This window comes from Curtobacterium sp. AG1037, assembly GCF_003349855.1.
In the GTDB taxonomy this organism is placed as follows: Bacteria; Actinomycetota; Actinomycetes; order Actinomycetales; family Microbacteriaceae; genus Curtobacterium; species Curtobacterium citreum.
In genome coordinates this window covers 67,291-85,370 of sequence record NZ_QQAO01000006.1, presented here as the reverse complement: position 1 = coordinate 85,370, position 18,080 = coordinate 67,291, and the positions used below count along the sequence as shown (strand labels likewise).

Here is an 18,080-nt window from a genome sequence, read left to right as displayed (position 1 = left end):
CACTGTCCGCGAGCCGCACGCAGCGATCACCGCAGCACGCCGAGCGCCCGGGCCTCGGACACCGCCGCGGTGCGCGAGGCGACCCCCAGCTTCGAGAAGACGTGCACCAGGTGCGACTTCACGGTCGCCTCGCTGATGTGCAGTCGTCGGGCGACCTCGCCGTTCGACGCCCCGTCGGCGACGAGCCGCAGCACCTCGATCTCCCGCGCCGACAAGCTCACCCGCGGGGCCCGCATCCGGGCCATCAGCCGGCCGGCGATCGCGGGTGCGAGGGCGCTCTGGCCCGAGGCCGCCGCGCGGACGGCCGCCACGAGCTCCTCGGGCGGGGCGTCCTTGAGCAGGTACCCGCTCGCGCCGGCCTCGACCGCGCCGAGGATGTCGCCGTCGGAGTCGTAGTTCGTCAGCACGAGCACGTACGGCGGCGCGTCGAGCGACCGGATCCGGCGGGTGGCGTCGGCGCCCGTGGTCTCCTGCCCGAACTGCAGGTCCATCAGCACGAGTTCGGGCGCCGTCTGCTCGGCCATCGCGGTCGCGGCGTCGGGGGTGGCGGCCTCGCCGACGACCACGATGTCGTCCTCGGCGTCGAGCAGCGCTCGGAGTCCCGCGCGGACGACGGGGTGGTCGTCGGCGATGACGATGCGGATCACGGGACCTCCAGGACGGCGGTGATCGTGGTGCCGCGGCCGGGGGCACTGTCGACCGTCAGTCGGCCGCCGAACTGCTCGACGCGCTCGGCCATCGCGCGGAGGCCGAAGGAGTCCGTCGCCGCCGCCCGGTCGCCGGTGGTGACCGGGTCGAACCCGACGCCGTCGTCGACGACCGTCAGTCGTGCCTCCCGGCCGTCCACGGCGACCACGACGTCGACGTGCGCCGCCCGCGCGTGCTGCATCGCGTTCGCGACCGCGCCCTGCGCCAGGCGGAGCAGCGCGGTCTCGACGTCCATCGGCAGGGCGGCGTCCGGGACGGTGACGCCGACCGTGAGCCCGTGGCGGGTCCACTGCTGCTCGGCGAGCCGGCGGAGCGCGGCGCCGAGCCCCTGGTCGAGCGTCGGGGGCGCGAGCTCCCGGATGAAGCGACGGGTGTCGGCGAGTCCGTCCGCGGCGGTCTCGCGCGCGAGCCGGATGTGCTCGGTCCCCGGACGGTCGCCGTCCGCGCGCTCGGCCGCGTGCAGCAGCATCTGGATGCTCGACAGGCCCTGCGCGACGGTGTCGTGTATCTCCCGCGCGAGCCGTGCGCGCTCGGCGAGCACCCCCTGCTCCCGCTCGGTCGCGGCGAGCCGGTCCCGGGTGGCGAGGAGTTCGGCGACGAGGGCCTCGCGCTCGGCGGCCTCGCGGGCGAGCGCCCGGTACCCGAGGCCGATGAGGAGCGCGACGCCCGCGCCGACGAGCGGACCGACCACCCCGCCGACCGTGAAACCGCCGTGCAGGCCGAGCGCCACGACCGCGACGAGCGTCGCGGCGACCACGGCCGCGGGTCCGACGACGCGAGGCAGGACGTGCAGGTACAGGAAGAAGAGCGGGAAGACCAGGTACGCCGCCTCGGGGACCAGGACGAGCAGCCCGACCCAGACGACGCTCAGACCGACGACCCAGAGCGCGCCGGCGAGGACGCGGCGGGACCCGGCCGTGCGGGCGACGACCGCCCCGAGCAGGTAGACGACCGCGAACGCCCCGGCGAGCACGCACGCGAGCGGCGCGGTCGGGCCGCCGACGACGACGATCCGGACGACGACGAGCGCCAGGAGCGCGGCGGACAGCACGTGCAGGCCGGTGCGGAGACCGACGAAGACCGGGGTGAGCGTGCTGTGGGCCATGTCACGGACAGCGTACGGACGGCCGGGTCGCGGCGGATCAACCGGAAGTTCGATCCCGGGACCGATCGACCCGGCGATGACCGTCGGGAGCACGGACGCGACGCTGGGACGGAGGTCGCGGAGGGTCCACGACCGGGAAGGAACGACCGTGTTCGTCGCCTGGCGCGATCTCCGGTTCGCCCGCGGACGCTTCGTGCTCATCGGCTCCGTCGTGGCCCTCATCACCCTGCTCGTGGGGTTCCTCGCCGGGCTGACCGGCGGGTTGGCGTCGCAGAACGTCTCCGCCGTGCTCGGCCTGCCCGGCGACCGACTCGTGCTGCAGCAGCCGTCCGACGGGCAGCCGTCGTTCGGCGAGTCCGAGATCGGCCGGGAGGCACGGGTCGGCTGGCAGACGTCGGCCGGCGTCGACCGGGTGGTCCCGGTGGGCATCGTGCAGGGGCGGGCCGCCGCCGGGAGCGGCGGCCCGGCCGGTGGGTCCTCCGCCGCTGCGGTCGGGGTGGCGCTGTTCGGGCTGCCGCACGGCGGCGACGGCGTCGTCGCGGCGCTCGCGCCGGGACGGGACGACGCCGTCGGCCTGTCGGCCGCCGCTGCCGAGCAGCTCGACGTGCGGGTAGGAGACAGCATCAGCATCACCGGTACGGCGTACCGGGTCGCGTCGGTCGGCGGGGACGCCTGGTACAGCCACACCCCGGTCGTCGCGATGACGCCCGACGCGTGGGCGGCGGCCGACCGTCGGCTCGGGGGCAGCGGGGCACCGACGCTCCTGGCCGTCAGCGGGTCGCCGGACTGGGACGCCGTCGCCACGGCCACGCACACCTCGGCCGCGACGCCGCTCGGGTCGCTGACGGCACTCGGGACGTTCCGGTCCGAGGTCGGCTCGCTCGCGCTCATGATCGCGATGCTGTTCGGGGTCTCCGCCCTGGTCGTCGGCGCGTTCTTCACCGTCTGGACCATGCAGCGCGCCGGCGACGTCGCGGTGCTCAAGGCCCTCGGTGCGAGCACGGCGTCGCTCGTCCGGGACGCCCTCGGGCAGGCGCTCGTCGTGCTCGTCCTCGGGATCGGCACGGGCACCGCCCTCGTCGCGGTGCTCGGGGCGGTCGCCGGCGGCACGCTGCCGTTCCTCCTCAGCCCGCTCACCACCCTGGTGCCCGGCGTCGCGATGGCCCTGCTCGGGCTCGCGGGCGCCGCGATCGCCCTCCGTACCGTCACCGCAGCCGATCCCCTCACCGCACTCGGGAGCAACCGATGATCACCCTCGACGACGTCACCCTGACCTTCCCCGACGGCGACCGCCGTGTCACCGCGGTCGACCACGTGACCCTGACCGCGCCGGCCGGGACGGTGACCGGCGTCACCGGGCCGTCCGGCTCCGGGAAGTCCTCGCTGCTCGCGGTCGCGGCGACCCTGATCCGGCCGGACGCCGGGCGGGTGCTCGTCGGGAGCGGGGTCGACGCGGTCGACGTCGCGGCGCTCTCGCGGGACGCGGCCACCGCCTTCCGCCGGGAGCGCATCGGCATCGTGTTCCAGCAGTCGAACCTGCTGCCGTCGCTGACCGCCCGGGAGCAGCTGCTCGTGATGGGGCACCTCGGCGGTGCGCGCGGCCGACGGGTCACCCGGGAGCGCGCGGACGGCCTGCTCGACGCCGTGGGGCTCGGCGGGCACGCGGACAAGCGGCCCGCGCAGTTGTCCGGCGGACAGCGGCAGCGCGTCGCGATCGCCCGGGCGCTCGTGCACGACCCCGCGGTCCTGCTGGTCGATGAACCGACCAGCGCGCTCGACCAGGAGCGGGGCGGGGCCGTGATGGACCTCATCGCACGGCTGACGCACGAGCGGGGGACGGCGACGCTGCTCGTCACGCACGACCTGGTGCACCGTGGGGCGCTCGACGCGCTGGTGACCGTGGTGGACGGGCGGGTCGCGGGGTCGGCCGCGGGGGCGGCGTCGGTCGCGGCCTAGGATCGAGCGCATGGCGACCGTCCTCCTCCTCCGGCACGGGCGCACCACGGCGAACGCGACCGGCGTGCTCGCCGGCCGGACCGCCGGGGTCGCGCTCGACCGCGTCGGCCGCGAGCAGGCCGACCGTGCCGCCGCCCGCATCGCGCCCATCCCACTCGCCGCCCTCGTCACGAGCCCGCTCGAACGGTGCCGGCAGACCGCCCGTGCGGTCCTCGCCCAGCAGCAGAGCAGCCCGGACGTCCGCGTCGAGCGCGCCATCACCGAGGCGGACTACGGGCTGTGGCAGGGGCGGAAGCTCGCCGACCTGGCGAAGGAACCGCTGTGGCGCACCGTGCAGGCGAACCCGAGCGCGGTCGTGTTCCCCGGCGGGGAGTCCATGCAGACCATGCAGTCCCGCGCGGTCGCGGCGATCCGGCGCATCGACGCCGAGGTCGAGGCGGCGCACGGCCCGACCGCCGTCTGGGTCGCGGTGAGCCACGGCGACATCGTGAAGTCCGTCCTCGCCGACGCCCTCGGCATGCACCTCGACCTGTTCCAGCGCATCGCGGTCGGACCGGCGTCGGTGTCCGTCGTGCGCTACGGCGAGCACCGTCCCGAGGTCGTCGCGACGAACACCGACTCGGGGGACCTGTCGTGGCTCGCCGCGGGCCCGGCGCCCTCCGGTGACGCGGCCGTCGGCGGGGGAGCGGGCCACGACCGTCCGGGGACCGCCGGAGCCTGAACGGGCGTCGGCGGGCCCTCCTACAATCGGGGCATGCCCACCATCGTGCACGGCTTCGACTGGCCGGAACGTCTCGTCGTCGGGACGGTCGGCCGCCCGGGCGAGCGCGCCTTCTACCTGCAGGCACGCGACGGCCGCCGGGTCACCAGCGTCGCGCTCGAGAAGGAGCAGTCCGCGGTCCTCGCCGAGAAGGTCTCCGAGCTCCTGGACGAGGTCGCGACCGTCGACGACAACCGCTTCAGCGTCCCCGCGTCCGCGCCGACCGAACTCCGCGACGCGGCTCCGCTCGACCAACCCGTCGAGCCCGAGTTCCGTGCCGGTGCGCTCAGCCTGGGCTTCGACCCCGCGACGGCGCAGGTGGTGATCGAGGCGTACCCGATCGACGAGGAGCTCGAGATCGTCACCGAGACGGACGAGGACGGCGACGAGGTCGACGCCGTCGTCGAGATCCCCGAGCCCGCCGAGGTCTTCCAGGTCAAGATCCCTGTCGGCAGCGCACGGGCCTTCGTCGAGCGCACGCGCGAGGTCGTCGCCGCCGGACGCCGGCCCGACGACGCATGAGCGACGCCTCGCCCACTCCGGACGGTCCGCGCCCCGCCGACGGCGCGTTCACGATCCGGGCGCGCATCCGCGAAGCCTCGAACGCCACCTTCCTCGCCGAGCTCGACGGGCAGTCCGTCGTCTACAAGCCGGTGCAGGGCGAACGCCCCCTCTGGGACTTCCCGGACGGCACCCTCGCCGGTCGGGAGGTCGCGGCGCACCTCGTGTCGCAGGCGTTCGGCTGGGACGTCGTGCCGTCCACCTGGCTCGTGGACGACGGGCCGTTCGGCCCCGGCATGGTGCAGCGGTGGCAGGACGTCGACCCCGAGCAGGACGCCGTCGACCTCGTCCCGACCGCGGAGGCCGACGCCGAGGAATCGCCGTGGCTCCCCGTGCTCGAGGCGATCGACGAGCACGACCGCCCGGTGACCCTCGTGCACGAGGACACCGCGGCCCTCCGGCGGATGGCGGTGTTCGACGTCGTCGTGAACAACGCCGACCGCAAGGGCGGCCACGTGCTCGCGATGCCGGACGGGCACCGGTACGGCGTCGACCACGGCCTGACCTTCCACGTCGAGCACAAGCTCCGCACCGTGCTCTGGGGATGGATCGGGGAACCGCTCGACCCCGACGAGCTCGAGGGACTCGACCGGGTGTCCGAGGCACTGCGGGGGGACCTCGGGGTCGCGCTCGCGGAGCACCTGACGCCGGCCGAGATCGACAACACCCGGGCCCGGTGCGCCGCGCTCCGCGCCGTCGGGATGTTCCCGCCGCCCCCGGGGCACGGGTCGGCGGTGCCCTGGCCGCTGTTCTGACCGGACCTGGTCAGCCGGAGCCCGACGGATCGTGGATCAGGGTCGGCCGTGGTCCGACGGACCGCGGGTCCTGGTCAGCCGCCCCACTCGTCGCGACCCCAGCCGCCGAACAGCGGCGTGCCGCCCTGTCGCGCGCCGAGGTACGAGCCGACGACCGCGACCCCGAGGTCGTCGTTCTCCGGTGCGACCACGGATCCGTCCACCCGTCGGGCCATCGCGTCGATGAAGCGCGCGAGCCCCGGGTCGTCGCCGAGGCGGAAGAAGGTCGTCTGCGCGCCGAGGCGCCCGGCGTTCTCGAGCTCGCGGACGGAGAGCGCGATCGTCACCGGGTCGGGCGGGTAGCCGAACCACACCTGCCCGTTCGGCTCGAGGTGCGACGTCGGCTCGCCGTCCGTGACGATGAGCAGCACGGGCTGCGCCGTCGGGTGCTTCCGGAAGTGCCGGTTCGCCAGGAGCAGCGCGTGGTGCAGGTTCGTGCCCTTGTCCCACTGGGCGTCGAGCCCCACGAGCTGCTCGATGTCCATCACCTCGGCCTCGCGGCCGAAGGCGATGAGCTGCAGGTCGTCCCCGCGGAACCGGGTGCTGACGAGGGTGTGCAGCGCGAGGGCGGTGCGCTTCATCGGGACCCAGCGGTCCTCCATCGCCATCGAGAACGACGTGTCGACGAGGAGCGCCACGCACGCCTGCGTCCGCGCCTCGGTCTCCTGCACCTCGACGTCGTCGATCGTCAGCCGGACACCGGGTCCGGCGCGTCCGTCGGCGGCGGTGCGCACGAGGGCGTTCGTGATCGACCGGGGGAGGTCCCACGGCTCCGTGTCGCCGAAGGCCCAGGGGCGCGTCGCACCCGAGGGCTCACCGGACGCCCCCGAGCGGCGGAGGTCCCGCGCGCCCTGGCGTCCGGACATCCGCTCGGCGACGTCCTTGAGCAGGCTCTTGCCGAGCTGCCGCATGGCCTTCGGGGTCAGCCGGAGCTGCCCGTCCGCGCCGCGCTGCACGGCACCGGAGTTCCGCAGGGCCTGCTCGAGCCGCTGCAGGGTCCGCGCGTCGACGCCGGCCTGCTCGCCGAGCTGGCGCTGCAGGGCGTCGAGGTCGAGGTCGGCGAGGTCCGAACCGGGCCCGGACTGCGCGAGCTGGTCAGCCAGGGCGTCGAGGTCGGCGATGTCCTGGAACACGCCGGTGCCGTCGCCGAGGCCGAGGCCCTGCTCGCCGTCCATCCGCTCGGCGCCGCCCCAGTCCTCGCCGGGGCGGAGGGATCGAAGGGTGTCGTCGAGCTGGCCGAGCTGGCTCATCAGGTCGGGGGAGCCGAACGCCTGCTGCGCGAGGGCGTCGAGCTCGTCCCGCTGCTCCTGGGTCATCGAGTTGCGCATGCGCTGCGCGGCGGCGGCCCGGGCGGCCAGGTCGTCGAGGAGCTCCTCGACGTTCGCCGGGTTCGACGGGAAGTACTGCCCGTGCTGCGCCATGAACGCATCGAACTGCTCCGGGGTGTCCGTCCCCGCGCGGTGGTCCTCGAGCAGCTGGTTGAGGTCGCGCATCATCTCGGCGACCGCGGCGCGGTCCTCGTCGGTCGCGTTCTCGAGCGCCTGCTTCATCCCGGCGAAGCGCTGATCGAGCACCTCGCGCCCGAGCAGGTCCTTGATCTGCTCGTACTTCTGGCGCGCCTGCGGGCTCGTCCAGTCGTAGCCGTTCAGTTCCTGCACGGCGGCAGCGGGCGACGGCGGCAGGCTGTCGAGCTGCATCTCGGCCAGGGCCCGGTCGCCGTCGTCGAGGTCGACGTTGCGGGCGAGTTCGCCCCGCTCGGCCAGCACGGCGTCGTCGAGGAGCTGCCGCACCTGCTGCAGGGTCCCGTCGAGGTTGTTCCGGCTGGTCAGCTCCCGGCGACGCTCGGCGACCCGGCGCATCAGGTCGTCGAGGCCCCGTTGCGTCTCGCCGCCGCGCCGGAGGAACTCGCGGATGGCACGCTCGGGCGAGGTGCCGCCCATGACGTCCTCACCGATGGCGTCGAGCGCCTCGGACAGGTCGACCGGCGGCGCGAGCGGATCGGGTCCGCCCTCGTACTTCCCGTAGCGGGCGTCGCGGGACAGGCGGCGGTTCTGCCTAGCCATAGACGGCCTCGCCGCCCCCGGACTCCTTGCTGATGCGGCGGGCGAGGAAGAGCCCTTCGAGCGCCAGTTCGATCGCGCCGGCCCGTTCGCCGTCGTCCGTGGCACCGAGTCGCTCGCACACCTGGTCGTACAGGTCGGACTCGCCGATAGACGGCAGGCCCTCGAGGAACGCCCGGGCGCTGACCTGCTCGCCGGTGGTGACCATCGTCCCGCCGTCGAGCGCCTCGATGAGGACGTCGAAGTCGATGCCCCGGAAGCGTGCCCGGACGGTCTCGGCGGTCGCGGTCCGGAGCAGGTGCTCGAGGACCTCGTCCGCCCGGTCCTCTTCTCCGTTCTCGAACTCGATCTTGCCGCCGAGCACGTCGACCGCGGTCTCGAGGTCGATCGGCCGCGCCACGGCGTGCTCCTCGCCCTGGCGGGCCGCGCGGTGGACGGCCGCGGCCGAGATCGTCTCGGCGCCGGCGATCGCGAAGCGGGCGCTCACGCCGCTGCGCTGGTCGACCGCGCTGGACTGTCGGAGCGCCCGGGTGAAGCGCGCGAGGATCTCGACCAGGGCGTCCGGCACGTCGGCGGTCAGGTGCGCCTCTTGCCGGATGACGGCGATCTCGTCGTCGAGCTCGATCGGGTAGTGCGTGCGGATCTCGGCGCCGAAGCGGTCCTTGAGCGGCGTGATGATCCGGCCGCGGTTCGTGTAGTCCTCGGGGTTCGCGCTCGCGACGACGAGCACGTCGAGCGGCAGGCGCAGCACGTAGCCGCGGATCTGGACGTCGCGTTCCTCCATCACGTTGAGCATCGCGACCTGGATGCGCTCGGCGAGGTCCGGGAGCTCGTTGATCGCGACGATGCCGCGGTGCCCCCGGGGGATCAGGCCGAAGTGGATCGTCTCGGGGTCGCCGAGGCTGCGTCCCTCGGCCACCTTCATCGGGTCGACGTCGCCGATCAGGTCCGCGACGCTCGTGTCCGGTGTCGCGAGCTTCTCGACGTAGCGCTCGTCGCGGTGCCGCCACTCGATCGGCATCGCGTCCCCGAGGTCGGCGGCGCGGCGGATGCTCGCCGTCGTGATCGGCTCGAACGGGTGCTCGCCGAGCTCGGAGCCGGCGATCACGGGGGTCCACTCGTCGAGCAGGCCCTGCAGGGTGCGCAGCAGGCGGGTCTTGCCCTGCCCGCGCTCGCCGAGCAGCACGACGTCGTGCCCGGCGATGAGGGCGCGTTCGAGCTGCGGGACGACGGTGGTGGCGAAGCCGTGCAGGCCGGGCCACGGGTCGCGGCCCTCGCGGAGGGCCTGGAGGAGGTTGTCGCGGATCTCGGCGCGGACCGACTTCTGGACGTGCCCAGCAGCGCGGAGCTCGCCGACCGTTCTCATGGTGGGTCGGGTCACGTGTCTGACGCTACGCCCGCGCACCGACAGTGTCGACGGTGGCCGCGTGGCGGACCCGGCCGCGATCCTCCCGGCCGTCCCGTCCCCACGTACGGGGCGTGCGCCGCCTCGCCCGCCGTCAGCCGAACAGGCGGCGCGACGCGATCTCGGCGCCCTCGACGAGCGCGCGGAGCTTCGCCCACGCCACGTCCGACGCCACGAACTCGTAGCTCGCGAACGTCGCGAGCCCGCAGTCCGTCCCGGCGACGACGCGCGTGGGGTCGCCGACGGCCTCGGCGGCCTCGACGATCCGGTTGGCGACGAGCTGCGGGTGCTCGAGGTAGTTCGTCGTGACGTCGATCACGCCGGGGACGAGCACCGCGTCCTCGGGCAGCGGCAGGTCACGGAACGCCGGGAACTCGTGCGCGTGCCGCGGGTTGCCGAACGGGATGCTGAACGCCCCGACCTCGGCCCGGTACAGGTGCGGGAGCAGCACGTCCACGGGGACGTCGTCCTGGTGCGGCCCCTGCCAGTTGCCGTAGCAGACGTGCAGTCGGGTCTGCTCCTTCGGGATGTTGCGGAGCGCGTGGTTGAGCGCGTCGACGTGCAGGTCCACGGCGGCCAGGAACTCGTCGAGCGACGCGTCGCCGAAGTGGATCACCCGCTCCATCGCCAGGTCCGGCGCGTCGAGCTGCAGGACGTGCCCGCGCGCGGCGATCTCCTCGTACTCGACGCGGAGCTGCTCGGCGAGCGCGAAGACGTACTCGCGGTGGTCCCGGTAGTGCGGGTTCTGCTCGTCGAGCAGGAGCGTCGTCGCGACGATGCCGGGGGTCGCCGCGGACAGGAAGGTGCCGGCTGGCGTGCGGCCGGCCGCGGCGTTGCGGTCGAGTTCGCGGGCGAAGCCGTCCAGGTCCTCCCGGATGCCGGCGCGCTCCGGGTCGTACTCCAGGAACCCCTGCGCGACCGGAGTGTCCCAGACCCGCGCGAACGTCGCGCCCTCGTCGATCTGGCGGGCCTGGAACGCCGCGTACTCCGGGAACTTGACCGAGTCGAGCGTCGGCTTGCGGTGCCCCGTCCCACCGAAGCCGGACAGGCGCTCGCGGATGTAGGTGGAGAAGCCGACGCGCGGCACCTCGCCGTCGTTGACGACGTCCAGGCCGACGTCGAGCTGGGCGTCGACGGTCCGGGCCAGGACGGCGGCGGTCTCCTCGCGGAGCGCCCGCTCGTCGTACGCGGCGCCCTGGTCGCGGGCGACCAGGAGCGCGGTCAGCTCGGGCGTCCGGGGCAGCGACCCGGTGTGGGTGGTCAGGATGCGGTCGGTCGAGTTCTGCAGCGGCACCTCGCCACCGTACCGACGGGAGGCACGGGGCTGGTCGGACGTGACGGCTCGCGTCTGCAGCACCGCACCTCCCTGATTCTGTGAGGACGCAAAGCTGCACTCCCACTGGGAACCAGCCTGGAATCTCCGGAGTACGGTCCGCTCTCGTGAGCAGTACGACGAACGGGGCGATCAAGAGCCTGGTGCCCGCCAGGATGGACCGGCTGCCGTGGACGCGGTTCCACTGGAGCGTGGTGGTGGGGTTGGGGGTGTCCTGGATCCTCGACGGCCTCGAGATCCAGATCGTCTCGAACGCCGGCTTCCAGGCCGACCTGCACCTCTCCACGCAGCAGGTGACGTACCTCGGCACCATCTACCTGTTCGGACAGGTGATCGGTGCGCTCGTGTTCGGCCGGATGTCCGACCGGCTCGGGCGGCGGAAGCTCTTCATCCTGACGCTCGCGATCTACCTGATCGGCTCCGGCATCGCGGGACTCGCACAGGACTTCTGGTTCCTCGCGGCCTTCCGGTTCATCGCCGGGCTCGGCATCGGCGGCGAGTACGCGGCGATCAACTCGGCGATCGACGAGCTCATCCCGTCGAAGTACCGCGGCCACGTCGACATCGCCATCAACGGCACGTACTGGGGCGGTGCGGCGCTCGGTGCGTTCGCGAACATCTACCTGCTCGACACCTCGATCTTCGCCGAGAACATCGGCTGGCGGATCGGCTTCTTCCTCGGCCCGGTGCTCGGCATCGCGATCATCTTCCTGCGTCGGCACATCCCGGAGAGTCCGCGGTGGTTGATGACGCACGGCCGCGAGGAGGAGGCTGAACGGACGGTCTCGGAGATCGAGGACTCGGTCGAGAAGTCGACCGGTCAGCGCCTGCCCGACGTCGACGACTCGAAGGCGCTCACGGTCACGCCGCTCGACAAGGTCGGGTTCCTCACGATCGCGCGCGTGCTGCTCCGGCAGTACCCGACCCGCACGCTCGTCGGGGCGACGATGATGATCACGCAGGCGTTCCTCTACAACGCGATCTTCTTCACCTACGCGCTCGTCCTCACGAACTTCTTCGGGCTGAAGACCTCGCAGACGTCGATCTACTTCTTCCCGTTCGCGATCGGCAACCTGCTCGGCCCGATCATCCTCGGCCGGTTCTTCGACACCTGGGGTCGTCGGCAGATGATCTTCCTGACCTACCTGGTGTCGGGCCTGGTGCTCGCGACGTCGGCCTTCCTGTTCCGGGCGGACGCGATCAGCGCCACCGTGCAGGTCGTGTTCTGGTGCGTGTCGTTCTTCTTCGCGTCGGCCGGTGCGTCGAGTGCCTACCTGACCGTCAGCGAGATCTTCCCGCTCGAGCTGCGGTCGCAGGCGATCTCGTACTTCTTCGCCCTGGCCCAGATCTTCGGTGCGATCGCGCCGACGATCTACGGTGCGTTCATCGGTGACGGGTCGTCGCGCGACCCGCTCTTCTGGGGCTACCTGCTCGGTTCGGGGGTGATGATCGTCGGCGGTGTCGTCGCACTGATCTTCGGGGTCGACTCTGCGCGGAAGGGCCTCGAGGACATCACGCAACCGCTGTCCGTCCTGACGGAGTCGTCGAAGAAGTAGTATTTCGTATCCGGAGTGTTTAGCGCGGCGATCGTCGCGCTGCAACCCTCGTGGGATGCTCCTCCACACGGCGTGCTCGTCCGACTCCATCCACGGCTCCACGGCGACCGGCGAACCCGGCGGTCGCCGTGGCTGACCATGACTGGATGGAACGCGCATCGGCCTCCGCCGGCGGTGTCCCGGACCCGTCTGCCATCCGCCGCAGTCTGCTCCGGGACGCGGTCTTCCTCAAGCTGCTCGAGAACGTCCTGCGCGGGGTCTACCGGCGCGGGCAGCGGCTCCGGCTCGACGACATCGCGAACGACATGCAGGTGTCGCGGACCCCGGTGCGCGAAGCCCTCGTCCCGCTCGAGGCACTGCGGCTCGTCAGCGTGCAGCGGTACATCGGCGTGGTGGTCGCCCAGTGGACGGTGGGGCAGATGGTCGAGCGGCTCCGGATCACGCGCAGCCTGGTCGGGGAACCCCCTGTGGCGGCGCCCGCGACGGTCGAACGCTTCCGTCCGGAGTGGCTCGACGACTGTGCGACCGAGGCCGGGGCACTCGTCGAGCTCGGGTCCTGGACCCTCCGACGGCGTGGGGCGCTCATCAGTGCCGACTGGCTGGTCGCGCAGCGGGCCGTGCTCGACATGTTCTTCACGGACGACGTCGCCGCAGCGAACGGCATCGACGCGGTCGTCGGGCGGCGTGAGCGCCTGCGGCAGGTCGAACGGGCGCTCGCCGCGGCGGAACGCGACCAGGTCGACGAATGTGCGGCGGTGCTGGTCGGCCTGTCCCGCGACCTCATCGCACTCCCCGAGCGGTTCCGTTCGGCGGCGTGACGGGGTCCCGTCGCTCGGTCGCCCGACGACGAGGGCTTCGCACGGGATCGCCAGGATCGGTGTTGCAGTCTGGTTCGCCGGTGATGTCCGCGCACGACAGGGAGCACGATGAACGACGTCCGGGACCGGTCCCACCGGCTGAACCGAGCGACCGGCATCGCACGCCACGGACGCCTCGGCCGACGCCACCCGCTGCGGTCGGTCACGAAGGTCCTGTCAGGTGTCGCTGCCGTGGCCCTCGTGAGCACCGCGTCGGTCGCCGCCATCGCCGCGAAGCAGGTCACCGACGACTTCGGTGACGGCGTCGCGATCCAGGGGCAGCCAGCAGCGAAGGCACACGACACCGAGCTGAGCTCGTACCAGGGCGGCTTCAACGTGCTCGTCGTCGGCACGGACAACGACCCAGCGCAGGGGACCGACTACGGCGAACGGGACGCCACGCTCAACGACGTCACCATCCTGCTGCACGTCTCGGCCGACCACTCGAACGCGACCGCGGTCAGCATCCCGCGCGACCTCGTCACGCCGATCCCGGCGTGCCAGAAGCCGGACGGCAGCGGATCGACGCCCGCGATGGCGGCGCAGCCGATCAACTCCGCGTGGGGTGACGGGGGGCTGAACTGCGTCGTCCAGACCGTGCAGGGCCTGACCGGTCTGCCGATCCAGTACTCCGCCGCCGTGTCGTTCAAGGGCGTCATCGAGATGTCGAACGCCATCGGCGGCGTTCCGGTGTGCGTCGCCCAGCCGATCCACGACCGCTACACCGGGCTCGACCTGCCCGCCGGGACGAACACGTTGCAGGGGGACCAGGCCCTGGCCTTCCTGCGGACCCGGCACGGTGTCGGTGACGGCTCCGACCTCGGGCGGATCTCGAGCCAGCAGGTGTTCCTGTCCTCGTTGCTGCGGACGGTGCAGTCGAACGACACACTGACCTCGCCCCCGACGCTCTACAAGCTCGCGCGGGCCGCCGCCTCGAACATGCAGTTGTCCCAGAGCCTGAACGACGTCGGGACGATGGTGCAGATGGGTCGGGCGCTCCAGGACCTGCCGCTGTCGCAGGTGAACTTCGTGCAGTACCCGGGCACCACCGGCGGGACCGGTGTCTACGCGGGCAAGGTCCAGCCGACGACCGCTCTCGCCGACCAACTGTTCGCCAAGATCGAGGCGGACCAGTCGTTCTCGCTCGGGGCGGACAGCACCGGCATCGGGTCGGAGCAGGCGCCGGCGACGGCGGCACCCGCCGCCCCGGCGGCACCGTCCACGCCGTCGGCCCCGGCCCCGTCCGCGTCGGCTCCGTCGGCGTCGGCTCCGCCCGCATCATCAGCGCCCGCGGTGCCGTCGTCGGCCGACACGATCGACGGCCTGCAGGGGCAGTCCGCCGATCAGCAGACCTGCTCGCGCGCGTTCGGCTCCTGACCGGCCTCGCGAACGGCCCGGTAGCAGGCGCCGGGGTGCCGGACGCAGCGTCGCAGGGGTCGCAGAACCAGAGCGGGGGCGCGGACCTGGTCCGCGCCCCCTGTCCGTTCCCCTTCGAGCGCCGCGCGATCGGGCGCGCCGGGCTCGGATCGAGTGGGAACGGCGTCCGGTGCTGTGTCGCGACTGCGAGGGAGAACCCCGGAATGTGATCGTCGCGTCCCGATGATGCTATTGACCGGGGTACGTCCCGACAACCCCCTGGTGTCCCCACTTCAGGGGACCGGCAGGTTCGCGCCGTCTCGCGCCGCGTTCGTGGGGGTGCTCGTCCTCCTGTATGGTGGTCGCAGCACTCGCGAGAGTGCGTGGAGACGTCGCATAGTCAGGCCGAGTGCACCACCCTGCTAAGGTGGAGTCCCCCTTAGGGGACCGAGGGTTCAAATCCCTCCGTCTCCGCACCGGGGATGTTAACGGTCTCGACCCGTCCATGTTGATGGGTCGAGGCCGTGCATCTCAATGTTGGTGCGGATCGAAGAGCTGGCTTTCGGAAGCACGCGGCGCTCCGTGCGACATCAACTCTGGCCCATGCGACCTCGGCTCCCGTGCCGTCAGTGGTATCGAGGTTGTGCCTGCGGTGCGACCTGCGTTCGGTCTGCATCCAGATCGCGCCGTAGCGGAGGGAACAGACGAGCCGCTGCTAGCGTTTGATTTTGCGACGCACGTGTGGAGGGAGGTCTGACCATGGCACTTGTCAAAGACGTAGCTCGGTCCGCGGCCCTCCGTGCCCTACAGCAGCACTGGGACGGGCAGATCCCAGTCGACCCGGCACGTATCGCGATGAAGCTCGGCATGCGCGTGTACCGTGCCTACCTCGACGATGACGAGTCGGGGAGGATCAGCAAGCGTGCTGGGGAACCGGCCGAGATTGTCATCAATGCAAACGAGCCGCTACTGCGGCAGAACTTCACGTGCGCCCACGAACTCGGCCACTGGTTCGAGAGAGAGCGCCAAGACGACGGTGAGTATTCGTTCGTCGACCATCGCAATGCCAAGCCCAACGACGCGCGCGAGTGGTTCGCAGAGCATTTCGCGGCTAATCTGTTAATGCCGACGCGCGAGTTCATCGCTGCAGCGGACGAGGGCCTCAGCGTCGCGTCGCTGTCGGATCGCTTCGTCGTCTCGCAGCCGGCAGTCCGCAGCCGTCTCCGCGCTCTCGGACTTCTCGATGGCGGGCATTGACGACAACTTGGGTCTTCAGAACGATTCGGAGCCGGATGTTGATCCTCCATTCAACTTTGGTGAAGAGCCAGCAGAAGATCTGAGCGGAGACGTTCCCTACCGGCTTCAGCCGAACTGGCAAGAGGCAATCGTCCGCATGCAGACGGCGTCGACACCGGTCGACGACTACGAAGCGGCGCGGAACAAGCAGGCCGAGGAGGTCGCGAACCAGGCTGGCCAAAACACGAAGTGGAGGCCGGTCCTGTTCTGGACTGTGTACGGGATCGTGCTCGCGTTCGCTACCGTGAGCGTCCTCGGGATCGTGGCTTACATGATCTACTTCGGCAAGGAAGCAAGCCCCGTGGTTCTCAGCACTTGGGCGGGGGGTAGCGTGGCGCAGGTAGTCGGCCTGATGCTCGTCATCACTCGTCATTTGTTTCCCCAAACGCACGATCCGATGATCCCGGAGAAGTAGCCAGCACGGTCCCGCGAATGAACGCGGTGTGGCAAATTCAACTTACGTGCGCGCCGTGCCTGAATCCCACTGAACGAGCAACGCGCGCTCCGTGAACGAGGCGACCCGTTCTCCACTTCAAGCGACCAGGTCGATGATGAACGAGCACGGAGTTCCTAGTGCCTCCGACCGCGGCCACCGGACGTCGCGATTAGCGACGGGGACTGATGCCGTGCTTTGCGGCTTGGTGCTCACGCCGTGGCTCTCTGGGACGCAGTGGTTCATGTATCGCCGAACGGTGAACTGATGCGACTCCGGAACGCCGCCGACTTCCTCGGCCTCACCCGCCGCAAAGGGCGACGATCGTGGCGATCATCCGCCAGCGACACCGGTACGATCCTCATGGTGTTCGCGTTCGGCGGTTTCATCACTGCCTTCGCATTCTTGCTGAAGGAACGGTTGGCTAGCGCTGGGCTCTTCGCGATTGCCGGCGTGATTTGCCTACTCCTTGGAGGACTCTGCTTGCTCCTCGGTCGCGCTAGACGACCTCGCCAGAAGTGAGCGCAGCCGTCAACTGACGCAGTGGTGGCAAGCCGGACGCATCTGTGCGTTGGGTAGCCGCGTGGCTACCCGATCATTCGAGGGGATGACGCGACCCGCGTCGCAGCTGCGGTAGAAGGGATCACACGGCACTCGGCCGTACGAGGGGAGCACCATGCGAATCACATCGAAGCGCTCGGCACTGTGGGCATTGCCACTGGGGGCCGTCCTTCTTTCACTCACTCTTGCGGCGCCGGCGCATGCCGACGCCACCACGGCTGACACTGATCAGCCTGTTCTCTCAAGCACGCTGACGATCACCAACAGCGACGGAACATCCAGCACGACATCCTCGACCGGGACCTTGCAGTCCGTCCGAGACGTCACTCCTGCCGATGACGTCAACGCGGATCAGCCGGCGCAGGTCGCGAGTCGGGCAGCGGCAAGCCCCGCAGTCGCCGGGCCACAGGGGACGAAGCTTCTCTGCAACAAGTTCTACAAGTTCTCGGACGCAAACCTCAGCTACACCGTGCAGCACCAGTGCGGAGGGAACACCGTCCCGTGGGGCATCAAGCTCTCGCCAGCCGCCTGCGCGACAGCTACGGGCCTCGTCACCGAAGCCCCGCAGCACTGGACGAAGAACGGGAAGTCGCAGCAGGCTCAGTCGGGACACACGGTGAACTGCTCGTACCAGTTCCACGGTAACTACAGCGGCTCGCCCGACGGAACGCACATCGCCTACTCGGGCGTGTACACCTGGCGTGTGAAGGGCAACGGTACTGCGACCCTTCAGGTGTACGGATCGTTCACCGCAACGGGCAACCGCTGCGGGTCGGCTACCTCCTGCTAGGGATCTCCGATGCCAGTGCCAGGGGTCGTCCGCAGCTGGGATGGCGACGAAGGTTGGGGTGTTGTCGACGTCGATGAGGTTGACGGCGGCGTCTGGGTGCACTTCAGCGCGATCGAAGGCCGAACCTTCGGCTACCTCGCCGTCGGCGAACCCGTCGGGGTGGAGTGGGAAATGACTCCTCACCCTCCCTATCAGGCTCAGGCAACACGAGTCCTCGTTGATGAGAGCGAGGGTCTTCCGGCCGGGGCTGCCGCCTCCGGTGTCCTCAACTCCCAGTTGACAATCGAGTGGGACACGAAGAACGACGACCAGTCAAAGAACTGACGTTTCGACGAGGGCGCCACGGGCTTCCGGTTCAACCGGAAGACCGTGGCGCCCTTTTGTTCCCCGTAGACAGCTAGCCGCGCACCTCGCTGCTGAATCGGTTTGAGCTTGCTCCTGCTCCTGGACCGTGCGGGTGCTGGGGTGCCGGAGTCGATGTCGGAGCGGGAGTACGGCGTCAGTCGGGAGACGGTCCACACCTACCTCCGTTACGAGCAGTTGGAACCG

The 18,080-nt window shown here is 70.9% G+C and carries 17 protein-coding genes and 1 tRNA gene; 13 read left to right on the top strand and 5 right to left on the bottom strand.

What is annotated here, in order from left to right:
* Window positions 1-26: 26 nt before the first annotated feature.
* Window positions 27-647, bottom strand: coding sequence for a response regulator transcription factor (locus DEU32_RS10585; protein WP_114850501.1), 621 nt, complete (start codon window positions 645-647; stop codon window positions 27-29).
* Window positions 644-1,813 (bottom strand): sensor histidine kinase, encoded by a 1,170-nt coding sequence (locus DEU32_RS10580; protein WP_114850598.1) that lies wholly within the window; start codon window positions 1,811-1,813, stop codon window positions 644-646. Before DEU32_RS10580 ends, DEU32_RS10585 begins: the two co-directional genes overlap by 4 nt.
* A 148-nt stretch (window positions 1,814-1,961) precedes the next feature.
* Here DEU32_RS10580 and DEU32_RS10575 point away from each other — a divergent pair, with 148 nt between their 5' ends.
* Genes DEU32_RS10575 through DEU32_RS10555 form a run of 5 tightly spaced genes read left to right on the top strand, consistent with a single transcriptional unit; the run spans window position 1,962 to window position 5,845 of the window.
* Window positions 1,962-3,062 (top strand): ABC transporter permease, encoded by a 1,101-nt coding sequence (locus DEU32_RS10575; protein WP_114850500.1) that lies wholly within the window; start codon window positions 1,962-1,964, stop codon window positions 3,060-3,062.
* Window positions 3,059-3,769, top strand: a complete 711-nt coding sequence (locus tag DEU32_RS10570) for an ABC transporter ATP-binding protein (protein WP_114850499.1) — start codon at window positions 3,059-3,061, stop codon at window positions 3,767-3,769. Before DEU32_RS10575 ends, DEU32_RS10570 begins: the two co-directional genes overlap by 4 nt.
* Before the next feature lie 10 nt (window positions 3,770-3,779).
* Complete coding sequence (locus DEU32_RS10565; RefSeq protein ID WP_114850498.1) at window positions 3,780-4,490, top strand: MSMEG_4193 family putative phosphomutase; 711 nt, start codon at window positions 3,780-3,782, stop codon at window positions 4,488-4,490.
* 33 nt (window positions 4,491-4,523) lie between these two features.
* A complete protein-coding gene (locus DEU32_RS10560) occupies window positions 4,524-5,051 on the top strand; it encodes a DUF3090 domain-containing protein (protein WP_114850497.1) in 528 nt (175 codons plus the stop codon).
* Window positions 5,048-5,845 (top strand): SCO1664 family protein, encoded by a 798-nt coding sequence (locus DEU32_RS10555; protein WP_114850496.1) that lies wholly within the window; start codon window positions 5,048-5,050, stop codon window positions 5,843-5,845. Before DEU32_RS10560 ends, DEU32_RS10555 begins: the two co-directional genes overlap by 4 nt.
* Before the next feature lie 74 nt (window positions 5,846-5,919).
* On the opposite strand, the gene DEU32_RS10550 is transcribed toward DEU32_RS10555, so the two are convergent.
* The 3 genes from DEU32_RS10550 to DEU32_RS10540 all read right to left on the bottom strand — a co-directional run bounded on the left by DEU32_RS10550 (window position 5,920) and on the right by DEU32_RS10540 (window position 10,706).
* Complete coding sequence (locus DEU32_RS10550) at window positions 5,920-7,947, bottom strand: VWA domain-containing protein (RefSeq protein WP_114850495.1); 2,028 nt, start codon at window positions 7,945-7,947, stop codon at window positions 5,920-5,922.
* The gene (locus DEU32_RS10545; RefSeq protein WP_114850494.1) at window positions 7,940-9,310 is read right to left on the bottom strand and encodes an AAA family ATPase; all 1,371 of its coding nucleotides are present in this window, start codon (window positions 9,308-9,310) and stop codon (window positions 7,940-7,942) included. The genes DEU32_RS10550 and DEU32_RS10545 overlap by 8 nt, the downstream gene beginning before the upstream one ends.
* A 133-nt stretch (window positions 9,311-9,443) precedes the next feature.
* Window positions 9,444-10,706, bottom strand: coding sequence for a cobalamin-independent methionine synthase II family protein (locus tag DEU32_RS10540; RefSeq protein WP_229666950.1), 1,263 nt, complete (start codon window positions 10,704-10,706; stop codon window positions 9,444-9,446).
* An 83-nt stretch (window positions 10,707-10,789) separates the two neighbouring features.
* Between DEU32_RS10540 and DEU32_RS10535 the strand changes: the two genes are divergently transcribed.
* From DEU32_RS10535 to DEU32_RS10505, 8 genes are all read left to right on the top strand, one after another.
* Window positions 10,790-12,238 (top strand): MFS transporter, encoded by a 1,449-nt coding sequence (locus DEU32_RS10535; RefSeq protein WP_306669558.1) that lies wholly within the window; start codon window positions 10,790-10,792, stop codon window positions 12,236-12,238.
* A gap of 146 nt (window positions 12,239-12,384) precedes the next feature.
* Complete coding sequence (locus DEU32_RS10530; RefSeq protein ID WP_114850493.1) at window positions 12,385-13,056, top strand: GntR family transcriptional regulator; 672 nt, start codon at window positions 12,385-12,387, stop codon at window positions 13,054-13,056.
* A 108-nt stretch (window positions 13,057-13,164) separates the two neighbouring features.
* Window positions 13,165-14,472 carry an LCP family protein gene (locus DEU32_RS10525; protein WP_114850492.1) on the top strand — a complete coding sequence of 436 codons (1,308 nt, stop codon included), beginning with the start codon at window positions 13,165-13,167 and terminating at the stop codon, window positions 14,470-14,472.
* A gap of 364 nt (window positions 14,473-14,836) precedes the next feature.
* Window positions 14,837-14,925 (top strand) — tRNA-Ser (locus tag DEU32_RS10520).
* A 381-nt stretch (window positions 14,926-15,306) separates the two neighbouring features.
* Window positions 15,307-15,708 carry an ImmA/IrrE family metallo-endopeptidase gene (locus tag DEU32_RS10515; protein ID WP_167510123.1) on the top strand — a complete coding sequence of 134 codons (402 nt, stop codon included), beginning with the start codon at window positions 15,307-15,309 and terminating at the stop codon, window positions 15,706-15,708.
* Window positions 15,695-16,162 (top strand): hypothetical protein, encoded by a 468-nt coding sequence (locus DEU32_RS10510; protein WP_141862540.1) that lies wholly within the window; start codon window positions 15,695-15,697, stop codon window positions 16,160-16,162. The genes DEU32_RS10515 and DEU32_RS10510 overlap by 14 nt, the downstream gene beginning before the upstream one ends.
* Window positions 16,163-16,856: 694 nt before the next feature.
* The gene (locus DEU32_RS16930; protein ID WP_141862538.1) at window positions 16,857-17,531 is read left to right on the top strand and encodes a hypothetical protein; all 675 of its coding nucleotides are present in this window, start codon (window positions 16,857-16,859) and stop codon (window positions 17,529-17,531) included.
* A gap of 9 nt (window positions 17,532-17,540) precedes the next feature.
* On the top strand, window positions 17,541-17,855 hold the full coding sequence (locus DEU32_RS10505; RefSeq protein ID WP_114850489.1) for a cold-shock protein: 315 nt from the start codon (window positions 17,541-17,543) through the stop codon (window positions 17,853-17,855).
* The last annotated feature ends 225 nt before the right edge of the window (window positions 17,856-18,080 follow it).

Excerpts from the sequence above, each read along its gene's own strand:
- DEU32_RS10580 (WP_114850598.1), bottom strand. The coding sequence starts at position 1,813 with ATGGCCCACAGCACGCTCACCCCGGTCTTCGTCGGTCTCCGCACCGGC.
- DEU32_RS10570 (WP_114850499.1), top strand. The coding sequence starts at position 3,059 with ATGATCACCCTCGACGACGTCACCCTGACCTTCCCCGACGGCGACCGC.
- DEU32_RS10565 (WP_114850498.1), top strand. The coding sequence starts at position 3,780 with ATGGCGACCGTCCTCCTCCTCCGGCACGGGCGCACCACGGCGAACGCG.
- DEU32_RS10560 (WP_114850497.1), top strand. The coding sequence starts at position 4,524 with ATGCCCACCATCGTGCACGGCTTCGACTGGCCGGAACGTCTCGTCGTC.
- DEU32_RS10555 (WP_114850496.1), top strand. The coding sequence starts at position 5,048 with ATGAGCGACGCCTCGCCCACTCCGGACGGTCCGCGCCCCGCCGACGGC.
- DEU32_RS10550 (WP_114850495.1), bottom strand. The coding sequence starts at position 7,947 with ATGGCTAGGCAGAACCGCCGCCTGTCCCGCGACGCCCGCTACGGGAAG.
- DEU32_RS10545 (WP_114850494.1), bottom strand. The coding sequence starts at position 9,310 with ATGAGAACGGTCGGCGAGCTCCGCGCTGCTGGGCACGTCCAGAAGTCG.
- DEU32_RS10530 (WP_114850493.1), top strand. The coding sequence starts at position 12,385 with ATGGAACGCGCATCGGCCTCCGCCGGCGGTGTCCCGGACCCGTCTGCC.
- DEU32_RS10525 (WP_114850492.1), top strand. The coding sequence starts at position 13,165 with ATGAACGACGTCCGGGACCGGTCCCACCGGCTGAACCGAGCGACCGGC.
- DEU32_RS10515 (WP_167510123.1), top strand. The coding sequence starts at position 15,307 with ATGAAGCTCGGCATGCGCGTGTACCGTGCCTACCTCGACGATGACGAG.
- DEU32_RS10510 (WP_141862540.1), top strand. The coding sequence starts at position 15,695 with ATGGCGGGCATTGACGACAACTTGGGTCTTCAGAACGATTCGGAGCCG.
- DEU32_RS16930 (WP_141862538.1), top strand. The coding sequence starts at position 16,857 with ATGCGAATCACATCGAAGCGCTCGGCACTGTGGGCATTGCCACTGGGG.
- DEU32_RS10505 (WP_114850489.1), top strand. The coding sequence starts at position 17,541 with ATGCCAGTGCCAGGGGTCGTCCGCAGCTGGGATGGCGACGAAGGTTGG.